The 15,472-nt window shown below is 67.6% G+C and carries 16 protein-coding genes and 1 pseudogene; 13 read left to right on the top strand and 4 right to left on the bottom strand.

Features of this window, described 5'->3' with window-relative positions:
- The first annotated feature begins 59 nt into the window (after positions 1–59).
- From P0Y43_RS19030 to P0Y43_RS19015, 4 genes are read left to right on the top strand one after another with little or no spacing between them, the layout of a single operon-like run.
- Positions 60–971, top strand: a complete 912-nt coding sequence (locus tag P0Y43_RS19030; protein ID WP_275638803.1) for a metal ABC transporter substrate-binding protein — start codon at positions 60–62, stop codon at positions 969–971.
- The gene (locus P0Y43_RS19025) at positions 968–1,840 is read left to right on the top strand and encodes a manganese/iron ABC transporter ATP-binding protein (RefSeq protein ID WP_275638802.1); all 873 of its coding nucleotides are present in this window, start codon (positions 968–970) and stop codon (positions 1,838–1,840) included. Before P0Y43_RS19030 ends, P0Y43_RS19025 begins: the two co-directional genes overlap by 4 nt.
- Positions 1,837–2,697, top strand: a complete 861-nt coding sequence (locus P0Y43_RS19020; RefSeq protein WP_275638801.1) for a metal ABC transporter permease — start codon at positions 1,837–1,839, stop codon at positions 2,695–2,697. The genes P0Y43_RS19025 and P0Y43_RS19020 overlap by 4 nt, the downstream gene beginning before the upstream one ends.
- On the top strand, positions 2,694–3,518 hold the full coding sequence (locus P0Y43_RS19015; RefSeq protein WP_275638800.1) for a metal ABC transporter permease: 825 nt from the start codon (positions 2,694–2,696) through the stop codon (positions 3,516–3,518). The genes P0Y43_RS19020 and P0Y43_RS19015 overlap by 4 nt, the downstream gene beginning before the upstream one ends.
- On the opposite strand, the gene P0Y43_RS19010 is transcribed toward P0Y43_RS19015, so the two are convergent.
- The 4 genes from P0Y43_RS19010 to P0Y43_RS18995 form a co-directional block, all read right to left on the bottom strand.
- Positions 3,515–3,799, bottom strand: coding sequence for a hypothetical protein (locus P0Y43_RS19010; RefSeq protein WP_275638799.1), 285 nt, complete (start codon positions 3,797–3,799; stop codon positions 3,515–3,517). The two genes, P0Y43_RS19015 and P0Y43_RS19010, sit on opposite strands and share 4 nt — an antisense overlap.
- 88 nt (positions 3,800–3,887) lie before the next feature.
- The gene (locus tag P0Y43_RS19005; protein WP_275638798.1) at positions 3,888–4,859 is read right to left on the bottom strand and encodes a bifunctional helix-turn-helix transcriptional regulator/GNAT family N-acetyltransferase; all 972 of its coding nucleotides are present in this window, start codon (positions 4,857–4,859) and stop codon (positions 3,888–3,890) included.
- 156 nt (positions 4,860–5,015) lie between these two features.
- The gene (locus tag P0Y43_RS19000; RefSeq protein ID WP_275638797.1) at positions 5,016–5,828 is read right to left on the bottom strand and encodes an IclR family transcriptional regulator domain-containing protein; all 813 of its coding nucleotides are present in this window, start codon (positions 5,826–5,828) and stop codon (positions 5,016–5,018) included.
- A gap of 172 nt (positions 5,829–6,000) precedes the next feature.
- Entirely contained in the window at positions 6,001–7,254 is a 1,254-nt protein-coding gene (locus P0Y43_RS18995) for a CaiB/BaiF CoA transferase family protein (protein WP_275638796.1), read from the bottom strand.
- Positions 7,255–7,481: 227 nt separating this feature from the next.
- Here P0Y43_RS18995 and P0Y43_RS18990 point away from each other — a divergent pair, with 227 nt between their 5' ends.
- The 9 genes and pseudogenes from P0Y43_RS18990 to P0Y43_RS18950 all read left to right on the top strand — a co-directional run.
- A complete protein-coding gene (locus P0Y43_RS18990; protein WP_275638795.1) occupies positions 7,482–8,336 on the top strand; it encodes a MaoC family dehydratase in 855 nt (284 codons plus the stop codon).
- Positions 8,337–8,366: 30 nt separating this feature from the next.
- Complete coding sequence (locus tag P0Y43_RS18985; protein WP_275638794.1) at positions 8,367–9,437, top strand: acyl-CoA dehydrogenase family protein; 1,071 nt, start codon at positions 8,367–8,369, stop codon at positions 9,435–9,437.
- Positions 9,438–9,487: 50 nt separating this feature from the next.
- Positions 9,488–10,633: an acyl-CoA dehydrogenase family protein gene (locus tag P0Y43_RS18980; RefSeq protein WP_275638867.1), complete on the top strand. Its 1,146-nt coding sequence runs from the start codon at positions 9,488–9,490 to the stop codon at positions 10,631–10,633.
- A 33-nt stretch (positions 10,634–10,666) separates the two neighbouring features.
- On the top strand, positions 10,667–11,572 hold the full coding sequence (locus P0Y43_RS18975) for an SDR family NAD(P)-dependent oxidoreductase (protein ID WP_275638793.1): 906 nt from the start codon (positions 10,667–10,669) through the stop codon (positions 11,570–11,572).
- A gap of 38 nt (positions 11,573–11,610) precedes the next feature.
- Complete coding sequence (locus tag P0Y43_RS18970) at positions 11,611–12,777, top strand: acyl-CoA dehydrogenase family protein (RefSeq protein ID WP_275638792.1); 1,167 nt, start codon at positions 11,611–11,613, stop codon at positions 12,775–12,777.
- A gap of 10 nt (positions 12,778–12,787) precedes the next feature.
- The gene (locus P0Y43_RS18965; RefSeq protein ID WP_275638791.1) at positions 12,788–13,633 is read left to right on the top strand and encodes an FAS1-like dehydratase domain-containing protein; all 846 of its coding nucleotides are present in this window, start codon (positions 12,788–12,790) and stop codon (positions 13,631–13,633) included.
- Positions 13,627–14,457, top strand: a complete 831-nt coding sequence (locus P0Y43_RS18960; RefSeq protein ID WP_275638790.1) for an HpcH/HpaI aldolase/citrate lyase family protein — start codon at positions 13,627–13,629, stop codon at positions 14,455–14,457. The genes P0Y43_RS18965 and P0Y43_RS18960 overlap by 7 nt, the downstream gene beginning before the upstream one ends.
- Complete coding sequence (locus tag P0Y43_RS18955) at positions 14,454–15,203, top strand: electron transfer flavoprotein subunit beta/FixA family protein (protein ID WP_275638782.1); 750 nt, start codon at positions 14,454–14,456, stop codon at positions 15,201–15,203. Before P0Y43_RS18960 ends, P0Y43_RS18955 begins: the two co-directional genes overlap by 4 nt.
- A pseudogene (locus P0Y43_RS18950) lies at positions 15,204–15,472 on the top strand (electron transfer flavoprotein subunit alpha/FixB family protein); the annotation flags it as partial.

Raw genomic sequence — 15,472 nt, 5'->3', positions numbered from 1 at the left:
CCGTGAACATAGCCAGATCCAATTGATCGCAAGCCATTGCATGAATCTGGAAGGGCCCCATGTTCAACCTCCCCGCCCCGCGCACGCTGCTCGCCGCCCTGGCCTGCACGCTACTGTTCGCCTTGCCCGCCGTCGCCCAGGAAAAACTCAAGGCCGTCACCACCTTCACGGTCATCGCCGACATGGCCCGCAACGTCGCCGGTGACGCCGCCACCGTCGAGTCGATCACCAAGCCCGGCGCCGAGATCCACAACTACGCCCCCACCCCCGGCGACCTGCGCCGCGCCCAAGGCGCGCAGCTGATCCTGTGGAACGGCCTGAACCTGGAGCTGTGGTTCGAGAAGTTCTTCCACCGCCTGGACGGCGTGCCCGGCGTGGTGGTGTCCGAGGGCATCGAGCCGATGAGCATCAGCGAAGGCCCCTACACCGGCAAGCCCAACCCCCACGCCTGGATGTCGCCGCGCAACGCGCTGCGCTATGTGGATAACATCCGCGACGCCCTGGTGCGGCACGACCCCGCCAACGCCGCCACCTACACTCGCAACGCCGAAGCCTACAAGGCGCGCATCGAAGCGGTGATCGCGCCGATCCGCGCGCAGTTGGCAAGCATCCCCGCCGAGCGGCGCTGGCTGGTCAGCAGCGAAGGGGCGTTTTCCTACCTGGCGCGGGATTTCGGCCTGAAGGAGCTGTACCTGTGGCCGATCAACGCCGACCAGCAAGGCACCCCGCAACAGGTGCGCAAGGTCATCGACACGGTCAAGGCCAACGGCATTCCCGCAGTGTTCAGCGAAAGCACCATCTCCGACAAACCGGCGCGCCAGGTGGCCGCCGAAACCCAGGCGCACTACGGCGGCGTGCTCTACGTCGACTCGCTCAGCGGCGCCGACGGCCCCGTGCCCACCTACCTCGACCTGCTGCGGGTGACCTGCGAAACCCTCGCCAAAGGCCTGGCCGAGGGCGCCACGCCATGATGCCGGCACAGCTCCCCGGCATCGTCGTCACAGGCGCCAGCGTCACCTACCGCAACGGCCACACGGCCTTGCACGACGCCAGCTTCCAGATTCCCACCGGCACCATCACCGCACTGGTGGGCGTCAACGGCTCGGGCAAGTCGACCCTGTTCAAGGCCATCATGGGCCTGGTCAAGCTCGCCCAGGGCGACATCCAGGTGCTCGGCATGCCCGCCAAGCAAGCCCTGAAACGCCACTGCACCGCCTACGTGCCGCAGACCGAGGAAGTGGACTGGAACTTCCCCGTGCTGGTCGAGGACGTGGTGATGATGGGCCGCTACGGCCACATGGGCCCACTGCGCATCCCGCGCCAGGCCGACCACGAGGCCGTGGCGCAGGCGCTGGCGCGGGTCGACCTGAGCGCGCTGCGCAAACGGCAGATCGGCGAGCTCTCCGGCGGGCAGAAGAAGCGCGTGTTCCTCGCCCGCTCGCTGGCGCAGAACAGCCAGGTGATCCTGCTCGACGAGCCGTTCACCGGCGTCGACGTGAAGACCGAAGACCAGATCATCCACCTGCTGCGCGAACTGCGCGCCGAAGGCCGGATCATCCTCGTCTCCACCCACAACCTCGGCTCGGTGCCCGAGTTCTGCGACCGCGTGGTGCTGATCAAGCGCACCGTGCTGGCCCACGGCCCCACCGACGAAGTGTTCACCCAGGCCAACCTGGAGCGCGCCTTCGGCGGTGTGCTGCGCCACTTCGCCCTGCTGCAACCGAGCGAGACCACCCGCGACCCGGTGGGCGTGTTCAGCGACGACGAACGCCCGTTGATCCTGCGCAACGGCATCCCCGCCCGCCGCGACGGCGAGACCGACAGCGAGGCCGCGCCATGATCGAACTGCTGCTCGAACCCTTCGCCTACGGCTACATGCGCAATGCCCTGTGGGTGTCGTCGCTGATCGGTGGCGTGTGCGCCTTCCTGTCGTGCTACCTGATGCTCAAGGGCTGGTCGCTGATCGGCGATGCGCTGTCGCACTCGATCGTGCCGGGCGTGGCCGGCGCCTACATGATCGGCCTGCCGTTCTCGGTCGGCGCGTTCTTCGCCGGCGGCCTGGCCTCGGCGGCGATGCTGTTCCTCAACCAGCGCAGCAAGCTCAAGGAGGACGTGATCATCGGGCTGATCTTCACCTCGTTCTTCGGCCTGGGGCTGTTCATGGTCTCGCTGTCGCCGACCTCGGTGAACATCCAGACCATCGTGCTCGGCAACATCCTCGCCATCACCCCCGGCGACACCCTGCAACTGGCGCTGATCGGCGTGGTCTCACTGACGGTGCTGCTGCTCAAGTGGCGCGACCTGATGGTGACCTTCTTCGACGAAGACCACGCCCGCTTCACCGGCCTGAACCCCACCCTGCTCAAGCTCACCTTCTTCACCCTGCTCTCGGCCTGCACCGTGGCCGCGTTGCAGACGGTGGGCGCGTTCCTGGTGATCTGCATGGTCATCACCCCCGGGGCCACCGCCTACCTGCTCAGCGACCGTTTCCCACGCCTGCTGCTGATCGCCGTGACCATCGGCACCCTCAGTTGCTTCGTCGGCACCTACCTCAGCTACTACCTCGACGGCGCCACCGGCGGGGTCATCGTGGTGCTGCAGACGGCGCTGTTCCTGCTGGCGTTCGTCTGGGCGCCGAAACACGGCCTGCTCGCCGCCCGCCGCCGCGCGCGCCTGGCCCTGGGGGTGACGCCATGACCACGCTGCAACTGCTGCTGGAGCCGTTTCGCTTCGACTTCATGGTCAACGCCCTGGTGATCGCCATGGTCATCGCCGTGCCCATGGCCTTGCTGTCGTGCTACCTGGTGCTCAAGGGCTGGGCGCTGCTGGGCGACGCCATTTCCCACGCGGTGTTTCCCGGCGTGGTGATCGCCTACATCCTCAACATCCCCTTCGCCATCGGCGCCTTCGTCGCCGGCATGTTCTGCGCCGTCAGCACCGGCTATTTGAAGAACAACAGCCGCATCAAGCAGGACACGGTGATGGGCGTGGTGTATTCGGGCATGTTCGGCCTGGGGCTGGTGCTGTACGTGAAGATCCAGTCCGACGTGCACCTGGACCACATCCTGTTCGGCGACATCCTCGGCGCCTCCGTCGAAGACATCCTCGGCTCCGCCGCCATCGCCGCCTTGATCGCCGGAGTGATCGGCGCCAAGTGGAAGGACTTCATGCTGCACACCTTCGACCCCGTGCAGGCCGCCGCCATCGGCCTGCCCGTGGGCCTGCTGCACTACGGGTTGCTGTGTCTGATTTCCCTGGCCGTGGTCGGCGCGCTGAAGGCTGCCGGGATCATCCTGGCGATCGCCCTGCTGATTTCCCCCGGCGCCATCGCCGCCCTGCTCACGCGGCGCTTCGGCGCCATGCTCTGGGTGGCCACGGGCGTTTCGCTGGTGTCGGCCTTCGCGGGCGTGTACCTGTCGTTCTACCTCGACAGCGCGCCCGCGCCGACCATCGTGCTGGTGCTGGCGGTGCAGTTCATCGCGGTGATGGCCCTCACCACCCGCAGCCGCCGCGGCTAGACGAACGGCTGGTCGCCGAAGCCCCGCGGCAGGCGCTGGCGGCCGGCCATTTCGCTGAGCCGCGCGATCCAGCCATTGCGCCAGTCCAGCGCCGCATGGCCGGCCTTGGCCTTGCGCGACGCCCGCCGCGCCGCGTTGCGCTTGCTGCGGCGCGCCTCCTTGAAGGCCTCGGTGTTGCGGCAGCTGCGGCACTTCACCCGCGCCAGTTCGGCGGTGGAAACCAGGCTGTCGCCTTGACGGCCACAGGCCAGGTGCCCGGCGGTTCTGTAGTGAGTCACCATCTGTGCATCTCCTTCGCGGCTAGCGAATGGGGGCGTGGCGCCGTGGCAGATGGGGCGTGAAAGGTCACAGCGCCAGTCTCTGATTCGACTACCCCTCGCCCGCAGGGTTCGACTGCGTCGCCTGACGGGTGAACTGCTGCTCGACCACCTCCCGCCCCCATTGGCTGCCCGGCGCCTCGCTGACCAGCACGAAGCCATGGGCTTCGTACAACCGCCGCGCCGCGTCCAGCCCCTTGAACGTCCACAGCCGCACCGCCTCGAACCGCTGCGCGTCGCAGAACGCCAACGCCTGCGCCAGCAAGCGCCGCCCCACCCCGCTGCCGCGGCAACCGTCGTCGAGGATGAACCAGCGCAGGTGGGCGTGGTTGCCGGGGTGCTGGCCGTCGATGGCCACCGAGCCGACGATGCGGCCGTTCAACGTGGCCACCCAGACCTGGTTGCCGGGGTGCTCGAGGCGCCCGACGAATTCCGCCAGGCCGCTGGCGACCTGGCTTTCGAAGAACGCGCCGAAGCCCCAGTGGCGGGCGTAGAACTGCCCGTGCATCTCGCTGATGCGGCCGATCAGCCCAGGTTGGTAGCCTGCGCTGATCTCAACGGTGTCGGCTGGCGCATCGGCAGGCCCCTGCCGGCACACGCTCAAAGCACGCGCATAGGCACCCAGGCCTTGGGCGACCGCCTGTCGCTCGCTGGGGTTGAGGTGCTCCAGCGCCGCGCCGACCTGGGCCCGGCCGAAACGGTGGATATGCGCGACGGTCTGCCGGCCCTGGGGCGTCAACAGCAGGTGCTTGACCCGCGCATCGCCCTCCCCGGCCGCCTCCTGCAACTCGCCGGCGGCAATCAGCTTGCCGAGCATGCGGCTGACGCTGGATTTGTCCAGGCCCAGGGTGTGGACCAACTGCGCAGCGCTGCTGGCGTGGCCGGCGTCGATTTCCAGCAGGGCGTGCACGGCGGAGGCGGAGTAAGGGGTGTCGGCGAGGGTGGCGCGCATGAAGCCCAGTTCACGGACCAGGGTGCGGGAGGCGCAGCGGATGGCTTCGACCAAAGGGGCGTGGAGCGTCATGGGTGGAGGCCTCGTCGAATGGTTGCCTCATACAACCACTTTGCCGATAACCTGTCCAGCAAGCCCTTGTTACCCGTGCTCCGCTGGCTTCATCGAGCGCTTCAGCGGCTGCGCCAGCACCAGGAGCAGCCCGTCGTTCGCGTGACGCGGCGCGCCCTATCGGGCGCAGGCCGTTTGCGAACTGGCCAGATTACCGGCGATCTCAGCCGCGGTTTCGAGCAGCATGGGCAGCAGGTTCTGGCGCGCTTCATCGAGGCTCACGGCACTCTTGAGCAGCATGATGTTCATCGTCGCAAACAGCTTTTCACCCTGGATCACCGGCACACCGATGGCCCAGACGTTGCCGGAGAATACCTTCTCGGAATAGTCCGCTCCCATCACCGCATAACCTTGCTCGCGCACCTCGTCGAGTATCGTGGCCAGGCGTTGCGGTTGGCGGGCCAGGTCATTCCACTCTTCAGGGCTGTCGGCCAGTCGTTCGATGATGCGCTCGCGCTCGTTGCGGTCGCAGAACGCCAGGTAGGTCAGGCCGATCGAGGTCACCAGCATCGGCGAGCGGAAGCCTGGCTGACGGTTGAACGACAGCGGGCCAGAGCCGCGCGAGGTCTGCACCACGACCATGGCGTCGCGGTCGAACAGGGCGATGTCCGAAGGCCAGCCGATGGCATTGCGAAAACGCGAAAGCGTCGACTCGGCGACGCTGGCGATCCAACGCGAGGACTCGAAGCCCTGGCTCAGCAGCAGGGTCCTGGCGGTGGGGTAGTACACCGCCCGCTCAGGGTCTCGCGCCACGTAGCCCTCGTGCCCCAGGGTCTCCAGCATGCGCACGATGGTCGCTTTGTCCAGCCCGGTTTGACGGTGGATGGAGGCGACCGTGGACTGTCTCTCCTCGTTGACCACGCGCAGCACGTTGAGCGCGCGACTGACGGCCTCTACCGGTTTGAAGGATCTGACTGGGGTGTCTGCCACGTATTGCCCTTATGTGCCATGTGCCCAAGCCTCGGCGGCCTCATGGGGCGCCGAGGAATGACGGGATCGATGATCGGGCGAGATTAGCACTTTCCCGCTCGGCTCCTCCAGCGATACGCCGCTGCGCAGGCACGTGGCTTGCGCAAGGGCGTACGCCCAGCCGCAACGGGCTTCAGGAACCCGTGCGGTCGGCGATGACCTGGCTCTGGGCCAGTTGCTCGAGGTCGGCGGGGGTCAGTTGCAACCAGTCGCGCAGCACCTCGTGGGTATGTTCGCCCAGGCGCGGCGGTGGCAGCCGGTACTGGGGCGGGGTGACCGACAGCTTGCCGGGGAACGCCAGGGTGGGCACCGAGACGCCGTCTTCGCGGGTGAAGCGATGCACGACCCGACGGGCCTCGGCGAAGGGGTCCTGGAACACCTGGTCGATGCTGTTCACCGGGCCGGCCGGCACCTTGGCCTCGACCAGCAGTTCGATCAACGCGCTGCGTTGCCATTGGCCGAATTCCGCTTGCAAGGCCTGCTCGAGGGTGTCGCGGTGGCTCACCCGGTCGGCATTGCGCATATAGCGCGGGTCGCTGCCCAGGTCCGGGCGTTGCAGGGCGTGGCACAGGGCGCGGAACTGACTGTCGTTGCCGACCGCCACCACCAGCGAACCGTCCAGCGCCTCGAAGGTGCGGTAAGGCACCACCGTCGGGTGCGCATTGCCCAGGCGCCCCGGCACGACGCCGCCGACCAGCCAGCTCATGGCCTGGTTGGCGAGCATGCTCATCTGGGTATCGAGCAGCGAGCAGTCGATGTGCTGGCCGACACCCGTGGCCTCTGCGTGACGCAGGGCGAGCAGCACCGAGAGGGTGGCGTAGATGCCGGTCGAAAGGTCGGTGATGGCCACGCCCACCTTGGTGGGGTCGCCGTGCTTGTCGCCGGTGATGCTCATCAGCCCGCCCATCGCCTGGGCCACGAAGTCATAGCCGCCGCGTTCGGCATAGGGGCCGTCCTGGCCAAACCCTGTGATCGAGCAATAGACCAGGCGGGGGTTCAGCTCGCGCAGGCTGGCGTAGTCCAGGCCGAACTTTTTCAAGCCGCCGACGCGGAAGTTCTCGACCAATACGTCGGCCTGCGCCGCCATCCGCCGAATCAGCGCCGCGCCTTCGGCGGTCGCCATGTCCACCGCCACCGAACGCTTGCTGCGGTTGCACCCCAGGTAATAAGCGCTTTCTCCGGGGCCGCTGGCGGCTTCGTCCTCCGCCGGCAGGAAGGGTGGCCCCCAGGCGCGCGTGTCATCACCGATGCCACGCAGCTCGATCTTGGCCACGTCGGCACCGAAGTCCCCGAGGATCTGGGTGCACCACGGCCCGGCCAATACCCGGGAAAGGTCGAGCACGCGTACGCCGTCGAGTGGGAGGTGGCTTTTCTTGTCCGTTGTCATCGCTCTTGCCTCTGCGCGGTTTTCAGTGTTTGCGCCACACCCACCACAAGTGTGCGCATCGGCGGTTGCAGGCCTCGATGCATGGCTTGTCGGGGTAACCCTTGGTCGGCGCGCCGGAAAAAAATCGACGGTGACAGTATTCACCTGTTGAAATGATATTTCAATTGGTGAAATATAGGCATCAGCAAGCCCATGCACTGGACCCATAACGACAAGAGAGCCAGGCCATGCCGATCGATGTTGAGAAACTGCTCAGCTACCCCATTCCGGTGACCCGCCAGACGCTCACCCGCCAGCAGACCGCCTTCTATGCGCTGTCGGTCGGCGTGGGCAGCGACCCGCTGGACGAACGCCAGCTGCGCTACGTGGACTACCGCCGCGACCTCCAAGCGCTGCCGTCGATGGCGCTGGTGCTGGGGCACCCGGGGTTCTGGCTGGGTGACGAGCGCTCGGGCGTGGACCCCAAGAGCGTGGTGCACGGCGAGCAGGCGCTGGAGTTGCACGGCGTGTTGCCGGTCGAAGGCGAGGTGGTGGGTGAAACCCGTATCGTCGGCCTGGTCGACAAGGGCCCGGGCAACGGCGCCCTGCTCTATACCCGCAAGGAGCTCCGCAGCGTGGGCGACGACCGCTTGCTGGCGACCACGCTGAACACCACGTTCCTGCGCGGCGGCGGCGGTTTCGGCGGCGACAGCGGCGCAGCGCGCCCCAGCCCGCGCGTACCCGAAGGCGAGCCGGACTTTCGCATCGATATTTCGACCCGCCCGGAGCAAGCGCTCTACTACCGCCTCAATGGCGACGACAACCCCCTGCACGCCGACCCTTCGGTGGCCATGGCGGCAGGTTTCCCACGGCCGATCCTGCACGGCCTGTGCACCTTCGGCATCGTCTGCCAGGCCCTGCTCGGCACCCTGGCCGAACACGACGCCGCGCGCCTGCGCAGCATGTCCCTGCGCTTCTCCTCCCCGGTGCTGCCGGGAGAAACCGTTCGTAGCGAAATCTGGCGCGACGGCTCGTTCCGCGCGCGCGTGCTGGAGCGTGACGCTCTGGTGGTGACCCACGGGCTGGCAAGCATCGCCGCGTAGTTGCAGGCGCCAGCCAATCAGGAGATCGAGATGTATTCAGCAGAAGAGCGTTTGGAAAACATCCGCATGATTCGCGACAGTGCCGCCGCGTTCGCCTCGGCGGGCGACCTGCTGCGCGTGCGCGGCTTGCGCTACCAGGCCATTGGCTTCGACCGAGAGCTGTGGCGCGAGATGGCCGAGAACGGTTGGCTCGGGCTGTCGCTGCCGGCGGCACGCGGCGGTGCGGGCCTGGGCATGGCCGAGTATTGCGCGTTGCTTGAAGAGCTGGGGGCGGGGCTGTTGCCCGAACCGTTCGTGCCAGGCGTACTGGCGGCCCGCTTGCTCGACGATGAACACCTGGCGCCGCAACTGGCCGGTGAGCGCCTGTGGTTGCCGGCGCTGCAGGAAAACAACGCCAGCCTCGACGCCGTGGCCGGAGGGACGCGGTTCAGCGCCGGCACGGTCAGCGGGCGCAAGGTCAACGTGCCGATGGGCGCCGGGGCCGACGGTTTTCTGGTCAGTACGCCCGAGGGCGTGGCGCTGGTCGAGGCCGATGCCCCCGGCTTGCATATCGAGCACGCGCAGACCCAGGACGGTGGCCATTTCGCCACCCTGACCCTGGAGCGCGTCGCCGCGCGGTTGCTGCCATTGGACCGGCAGACCCTGGCCGACGCCCTGGACGAGGCCGCGCTGGGGACGGCGGCCTACCTGCTCGGCGTCGCCGAACGGGCTTTCGCCCTGACCCTCGATTACCTGTGCACACGCAAGCAGTTCGGCCAGGCCATCGGCGCGTTCCAGGCCCTGCAACACCGCGCCGTGGACCTGAAACTGCAACTGGCCCTGTGGCGCGCCAGCCTGGACGCCGCGGCCAGCGCCTGCGACAGCGGCGCACCGGTGGCGCAGCGCCGCGCCGCGGTGTCGCGGGCCAAGGCCCGGGCAGCCGATGCCGCGTTGCTGGTCACGCGCCAGGCGGTGCAGATGCACGGCGCCATTGGCTACACCGACGAGTGCGATATCGGCCTGTTCCTGCGCAAGGCCATGACCTTGGCCAACCTCTACGGCTCCTCCGCCTCGCACCGGCTGCGCTATGACACGTGCATGCCCAGCCTGGTCGACGCCTGACGCCGCGGCCCACCCCCAGAGGATTTCTGACAATGACCGAGCACCCGCAATTGCCTGATTTCAATGCGCTGAGCGACGAGGCCTTCCGCCAGCGCGTGCGCGAGTTCCTGCACGCGCACTTCCCCAGCGAGCTGCGTGACCTGCCCAAGCGCCTGCATTGGCAGGAGGTCAAAGGCTGGTACATGACGCTCTCGGCGCATGGCTGGCTGGCCCCCGGCTGGCCGCGCGAGTTCGGCGGCATGGGCCTGTCGGCGGCCAAGCAACTGATCTACACCGAAGAGTTCGAGAACCACGGCGTGGCGCGCACCCCCGACCACGGCATCATGCTGCTCGGGCCGCTGCTGATCCGCTACGGTTCGGCCGAGCAGCAGCAGTATTTCCTGCCGCGCATCCTGCGCGGCGAGGACATCTGGTGCCAGGGCTACAGTGAGCCGAACGCCGGCTCCGACCTGGCCAGCCTGCGCACCGAGGCCGTGCTCGACGGCGACGAGTGGGTGATCAATGGCCAGAAGATCTGGACCACCCTGGCCACCGACGCCGACTGGATCTTCGTGCTGGTGCGCACCGACAAGACCGTGAAGAAACAGCAAGGCATCAGCTTCCTGCTGGTGCCGATGAACAGCCCCGGCGTGACGGTGCGGCCGATCCTCAACCTCGACTTGCACGACGAGCTCTGCGAAGTGTTCTTCGACGATGTGCGCGTGCCCCGCGCCAACCTGGTCGGCGAGATGAACGCCGGTTGGACCATGGCCAAGGCGCTGCTGGGCTTCGAGCGCATCTTCCTCGGCTCGCCCAAGCAGTCGGCCAACGCCCTGACACGCCTGGCGGTGCTGGGCGAGCACCTGGGCCTGGCCGAAGACCCGGCGTTTCGTGACCAACTCACCCGTTTGCGCCTGGACCTGGACGACCACAAGTTGCTGTTCGAGACCTTCGCCGAGCGCCTGCGCCGGGGCGAAAGCCTGGGCGCCGACGTGTCCTTGCTCAAGGTGCACCAGACCGAGCTGTTCCAGCGCATCACCGACTACATGCTGGAAATCTCAGGCGAATACAGCGCCTTGCTCGAGCCTGTCGAGGGCAACGGCAACCTCAACCCCACCGGGCTGTTCCTGCAGGCCCGCCCCGCGACCATCTACGGCGGCAGCTCGGAGATCCAGCGCAACATCCTGGCCAAGATGCTGCTCGGCCTGCCGGGTTGAGTGCTGGGCACCCAGAATAAAAAGGACAACGACATGCTCGACAACAAAGTAGTGGTAGTCACCGGCGCAGGCGGCGGTATCGGCCGCGCCATCGCCCTGGAAATGGCCCGTTGCGGCGCCGCCGTGGTGATCAACGACGTGGGGGTCTCGCTGGGTGGCGAGGGTGGCTCGGCCACCCCCGCCGAAGAAACCCGACAACTGATCGAGGCCGCTGGCGGCCGCGCGGCGATCAACACCGACAGCGTCGCCGACTGGAAAGGCGCCCAGCGCATCATCGACTGCGCCCTGGACCACTTTGGCCGGGTCGACGGCGTGGTCAACAACGCCGGCATCATCCGCGACGTGATCTTCCACAAGATGAGCCCGGAAGACTGGCTGTCGGTGATCCAGGTGCACCTGAACGGCAGCTTCTTCGTCAGCCGCGCCGCCGCCGAACACTTTCGCCAGCAGCAGAGCGGTGCGTTCGTGCACATGGTCAGCACCTCGGCGCTGATCGGCAACGTCGGCCAGGCCAACTATTCGGCGGCCAAGCTGGGCATCGTCGCGCTGTCCAAATCCATCGCCCTGGACATGCAGCGCTACAACGTGCGCTCGAACTGCATCGCGCCGTTCGCCTGGAGCCGCATGACCAACGCCATCCCCGATACCACCCCGCAAGAGCACGCGCGTGTCGAGCGCCTCAAGCGCATGACCCCCGAGAAGAACGCGCCGCTGGCGGCGTACCTGCTGTCCGAGCAGGCCAGCGCGGTCAGTGGCCAGGTGTTCACGGTGCGCCGCAACGAGCTGTTCCTGATGAGCCAGAACCGCCCGCAGCGCTCGGTGCAGCAGAGCGATGGCTGGACCGCGCAGAGCATCGCCGAGCACGGCATGCCGGCGTTGTCCGGGTCGTTCACGCCACTGCAGGTCAGTGCCGACGTGTTCTGCTGGGATCCGGTCTGACGACGTTGCCCGCCGCCACTTTTAACGAGGTCGAGTCCATGAGTTTCAACAACATCCAAGAAAGCTACCCCGAAATCCGTGAGGAAGTGCGTAAGCTCTGTTCGCGCTTCCCGGGCGAGTACTGGCGCAAGCTCGACGAAGTCCGGGGTTACCCGACGGCGTTCGTCAACGCGCTGACCGAGTCCGGTTTCCTCTCGGTGCTGGTGCCTGAGCAGTACGGCGGCTCGGGGCTGGGCCTGTCGGCCGCCGCGGCGATCCTCGAAACCATCCAGGAGGCCGGCTGCAACGGCGCCGCCTGCCACGCACAGCTGTACACCATGGGCACCGTCCTGCGTCACGGCTCCGAGGCGCAAAAGGCCCAGTACCTGCCGGGCGTGGCCAGCGGCGAACTGCGCCTGCAAGCCTTTGGCGTCACCGAACCGAGCAGCGGCACCGACACCACCTCGCTGCGCACCTTCGCCCGCCGCGAGGGCGAGCGCTACATCGTCAATGGCCAGAAGGTCTGGACCAGCCGCGCCGAGCATTCGGACCTGATGCTGCTGCTGGCGCGCACCACCCCGCGCGACCAGGTGGTGAAGAAGACCGAGGGGCTTTCGACCTTCATCGTCGACATGCGCCAAGCCGTGGGCAACGGCCTGAGCATCCAGCCGATCCGCACGATGATGAACCACAACAGTTGCGAGGTGTTCTTCGACAACATGGAGGTGCCGGCGGCCAACCTGGTCGGCGAGGAAGGCAAGGGCTTTCGCTACATCCTCTCCGGGATGAACGCCGAGCGCATGCTGATCGCCGCCGAGTGCATCGGCGATGCCAAGTGGTTCATCCGCAAAGCGGTGGACTACGCCAACGACCGCAAGGTGTTCGGCCGCCCCATCGGCCAGAACCAGGGCATCCAGTTCCCCATCGCCAAGGCCTATGCGCAGATGCGCGCGGCGCAACTGATGGTGCGCGAGGGCCTGGCCAAGTACGAGGCCGGCGAAGACTGCGGCGCCGAGGCCAACATGGCCAAGATGCTGGCGGCCGATGCCTCGTGGGAAGCCGCCAACGCCTGCCTGCAGACCCACGGCGGTTTCGGCTTCGCCGAGGAATACGACGTCGAGCGCAAGTTCCGCGAGACGCGCCTGTACCAGGTCGCGCCGATCTCGACCAACCTCATCCTCAGCTACGTCGCCGAGCACGTGCTGGGCATGCCGCGCTCCTACTGAGGTGCTCGCGATGACCGAATCCGAACTGCCAGCGCTGCTGGCCTGGCGGGGGCGCAGCGAACGCTGCGAGGCGCTGATCACCCCGCAGATGCTGCAGGGTTACCACGCCACCCTGGGGCCGCACCTGTATGACGCCGGTGACCAGGTGCCGCCGGGGCTGCATTGGTGCCTGGCGCCGACCACCGCGCAGGCGGGCATGGCAGCGCTCGATGTCGATGGCCACCCCCAGCGCGGCGGTTTCCTGCCGCCGGTGCCATTGCCCCGGCGCATGTGGGCCGGCGGCCAGGTCCAGAGCCTGGCCCCGCTGCGGGTCGGCGAGCCCATCGAGCGGGTCTCCACGGTCAGCGACATCCGTTTCAAGGAGGGCCGCAGCGGCAACCTGTGCTTCGTCACCGTCGAGCATGTGCTGTCGTGCGCCGGCCAGGAGTGCATCCGGGAGCGTCAGGACATCGTCTACCGCGGCGCCGCCAGCGCCAGCCCCGTGATCGCCAGCGGCGAACCCCGCGCCGGTGAGTTGGAGTGCCAGCTCGACACGCCGCCGACCTTGCTGCTGCGCTATTCGGCCCTGACGTTCAACGCGCACCGCATCCATTACGACCTGCCCTACGCCACCGGCGAAGAAGGCTATGCGGGGTTGGTGGTGCACGGCCCGCTGCAGGCCAGCGTGCTGTTCAACCTGGCGGCGCGCCTGGCCGGGCGCGTGCCACGGCACTTCGCCTATCGCGGCCTGAGCCCCTTGATCGCCGGGCCGGCGTTCCGCGCCGCCGCCTCATGGAACACCCCTGGCGAAAGCCTTTCGGCCTGGACCCAGGACGCCCACGGGGCGATCAACATGCAAGCGGAGGCCACATGCTGAAGCCCGCCTACCCCGCGCCCGTGGCGCCGCTGTTCGTACCGGGCGACCGCCCCGAGCGTTTCGCCAAGGCTGCCGCCAGCGGCGCCGATGCGGTGATCCTCGACCTCGAGGATGCCGTGGCGCCCGAGGCCCGTGACGCGGCGCGCGAGGCGTTACGCAACCACGGCATCGACGCGGTGCCGGTCATGGTGCGCATCAACGCCGCGAGCAGCGAGGCATTCCAGGCCGACCTGGCCGCACTGCGCCATGTGCGCTTCGATGCGCTGATGCTGGCCAAGGCCGAAACGGCCGCAGACGTGCGCCAGGTGCATGCGCTGCTGGGGCGCCAGGTGCCGGTGGTCGCCTTGGTGGAGACCGCGCGCGCCTTCAACGGCCTGGGCGAGCTGCTGCAAGCCCCCGGCGTGGTGCAAGCCGCCTTCGGTTCGCTGGACCTGGCCCTGGACTTGAACTGCCAGCCGACCTGGGAGGCACTGGCCTACTGCCGGGGCGCGCTGGTGTTGCAGTCGCGCCTGGCCGGGCTGGCGCCGCCGCTCGACGGCGTGACCACGCATTTCGACAACCCCGAGCTGGTGGTGCGCGACGCCCTGCGCGCCTGCGACCTGGGCATGGGCGGCAAGCTGGCGATTCACCCACGCCAGGTGGCGGCGATTCACGCGGCGTTCGTGCCCGACGCCAAGACCGTGGCCTGGGCCCACACCGTGCTGGCGGCCGCCCAGGGCGGTGGGGCCACCCAGGTCGACGGCGCCATGGTCGACCGCCCCTTGATCGAGCGCGCCCGGCGCATCCTTTCCCGTATCCGTAACGCTGGAGAATGCAACGCATGAAAGTTCTGGTCGCTGTGAAGCGAGTGGTCGACTACAACGTCAAGGTTCGCGTCAAGGCGGACAACTCCGGCGTCGACCTTGCAAACGTCAAGATGTCCATGAACCCCTTCTGCGAAATCGCCGTGGAAGAGGCCGTGCGCCTGAAAGAGAAAGGCCTGGCCACCGAGATCGTCGCTGTCGCCGTCGGCCCGACCGCCGCCCAGGAGCAACTGCGCACCGCGCTGGCGCTGGGTGCCGACCGCGCCATCCTGGTCGAGACCAGCGATGAGCTGAATTCCCTGGCCGTGGCCAAGGCCCTGAAGGCCCTCGTCGACAAGGAGCAGCCGCAGCTGGTGATCCTTGGCAAGCAGGCCATCGACAGTGACAACAACCAGACCGGCCAGATGCTGGCTGCGCTGACCGGCTACGCCCAGGGCACCTTCGCCTCCAAGGTGGAAGTGGCTGGCGACAAGCTCAACGTCACCCGCGAGATCGATGGCGGCCTGCAGACCGTCGCGCTGAACCTGCCGGCGATCGTCACCACCGACCTGCGCCTGAACGAGCCACGCTACGCGTCGCTGCCGAACATCATGAAGGCCAAGAAGAAGCCGCTGGAGACCGTGACGCCAGACGCGCTGGGCGTTTCCACCGCCTCCACCACCAAGACCCTGAACGTCGAAGCGCCGGCTGCCCGCAGCGCGGGTATCAAGGTCAAGTCGGTGGCCGAACTGGTCGAGAAGCTGAAGAACGAAGCGAAGGTAATCTAAATGACTATCCTGGTTGTCGCTGAACACGAGAACGGTGCCGTTGCCCCGGCCACCCTGAACACTGTCGCCGCTGCCGCCAAGATCGGTGGTGATGTGCACGTCCTGGTCGCAGGCCAGAACGTCGGTGGCGTCGCTGAGTCCGCCGCCAAGATCGCCGGCGTTGCCAAGGTGCTGGTCGCGGACAACGCCGCCTACGCCCACGCCCTGCCGGAAAACGTCGCGCCGCTGATCGTCGAGCTGGCGAGCGGCTACAGCCACGTGCTGGCCCC

The organism is Pseudomonas entomophila, from assembly GCF_029193575.1.
GTDB lineage: Bacteria > Pseudomonadota > Gammaproteobacteria > Pseudomonadales > Pseudomonadaceae > Aquipseudomonas > Aquipseudomonas entomophila_G.
The sequence above is the reverse complement of the archived record's forward strand: the minus strand, read 5'-3'. Positions and strand labels throughout refer to the sequence as shown.

Coding starts and splice junctions, on each gene's coding strand:
- P0Y43_RS19030 (WP_275638803.1), top strand. CDS start 60: ATGTTCAACCTCCCCGCCCCGCGCACGCTGCTCGCCGCCCTGGCCTGC.
- P0Y43_RS19025 (WP_275638802.1), top strand. CDS start 968: ATGATGCCGGCACAGCTCCCCGGCATCGTCGTCACAGGCGCCAGCGTC.
- P0Y43_RS19020 (WP_275638801.1), top strand. CDS start 1,837: ATGATCGAACTGCTGCTCGAACCCTTCGCCTACGGCTACATGCGCAAT.
- P0Y43_RS19015 (WP_275638800.1), top strand. CDS start 2,694: ATGACCACGCTGCAACTGCTGCTGGAGCCGTTTCGCTTCGACTTCATG.
- P0Y43_RS19010 (WP_275638799.1), bottom strand. CDS start 3,799: ATGGTGACTCACTACAGAACCGCCGGGCACCTGGCCTGTGGCCGTCAA.
- P0Y43_RS19005 (WP_275638798.1), bottom strand. CDS start 4,859: ATGACGCTCCACGCCCCTTTGGTCGAAGCCATCCGCTGCGCCTCCCGC.
- P0Y43_RS18995 (WP_275638796.1), bottom strand. CDS start 7,254: ATGACAACGGACAAGAAAAGCCACCTCCCACTCGACGGCGTACGCGTG.
- P0Y43_RS18990 (WP_275638795.1), top strand. CDS start 7,482: ATGCCGATCGATGTTGAGAAACTGCTCAGCTACCCCATTCCGGTGACC.
- P0Y43_RS18985 (WP_275638794.1), top strand. CDS start 8,367: ATGTATTCAGCAGAAGAGCGTTTGGAAAACATCCGCATGATTCGCGAC.
- P0Y43_RS18975 (WP_275638793.1), top strand. CDS start 10,667: ATGCTCGACAACAAAGTAGTGGTAGTCACCGGCGCAGGCGGCGGTATC.
- P0Y43_RS18970 (WP_275638792.1), top strand. CDS start 11,611: ATGAGTTTCAACAACATCCAAGAAAGCTACCCCGAAATCCGTGAGGAA.
- P0Y43_RS18965 (WP_275638791.1), top strand. CDS start 12,788: ATGACCGAATCCGAACTGCCAGCGCTGCTGGCCTGGCGGGGGCGCAGC.
- P0Y43_RS18960 (WP_275638790.1), top strand. CDS start 13,627: ATGCTGAAGCCCGCCTACCCCGCGCCCGTGGCGCCGCTGTTCGTACCG.
- P0Y43_RS18955 (WP_275638782.1), top strand. CDS start 14,454: ATGAAAGTTCTGGTCGCTGTGAAGCGAGTGGTCGACTACAACGTCAAG.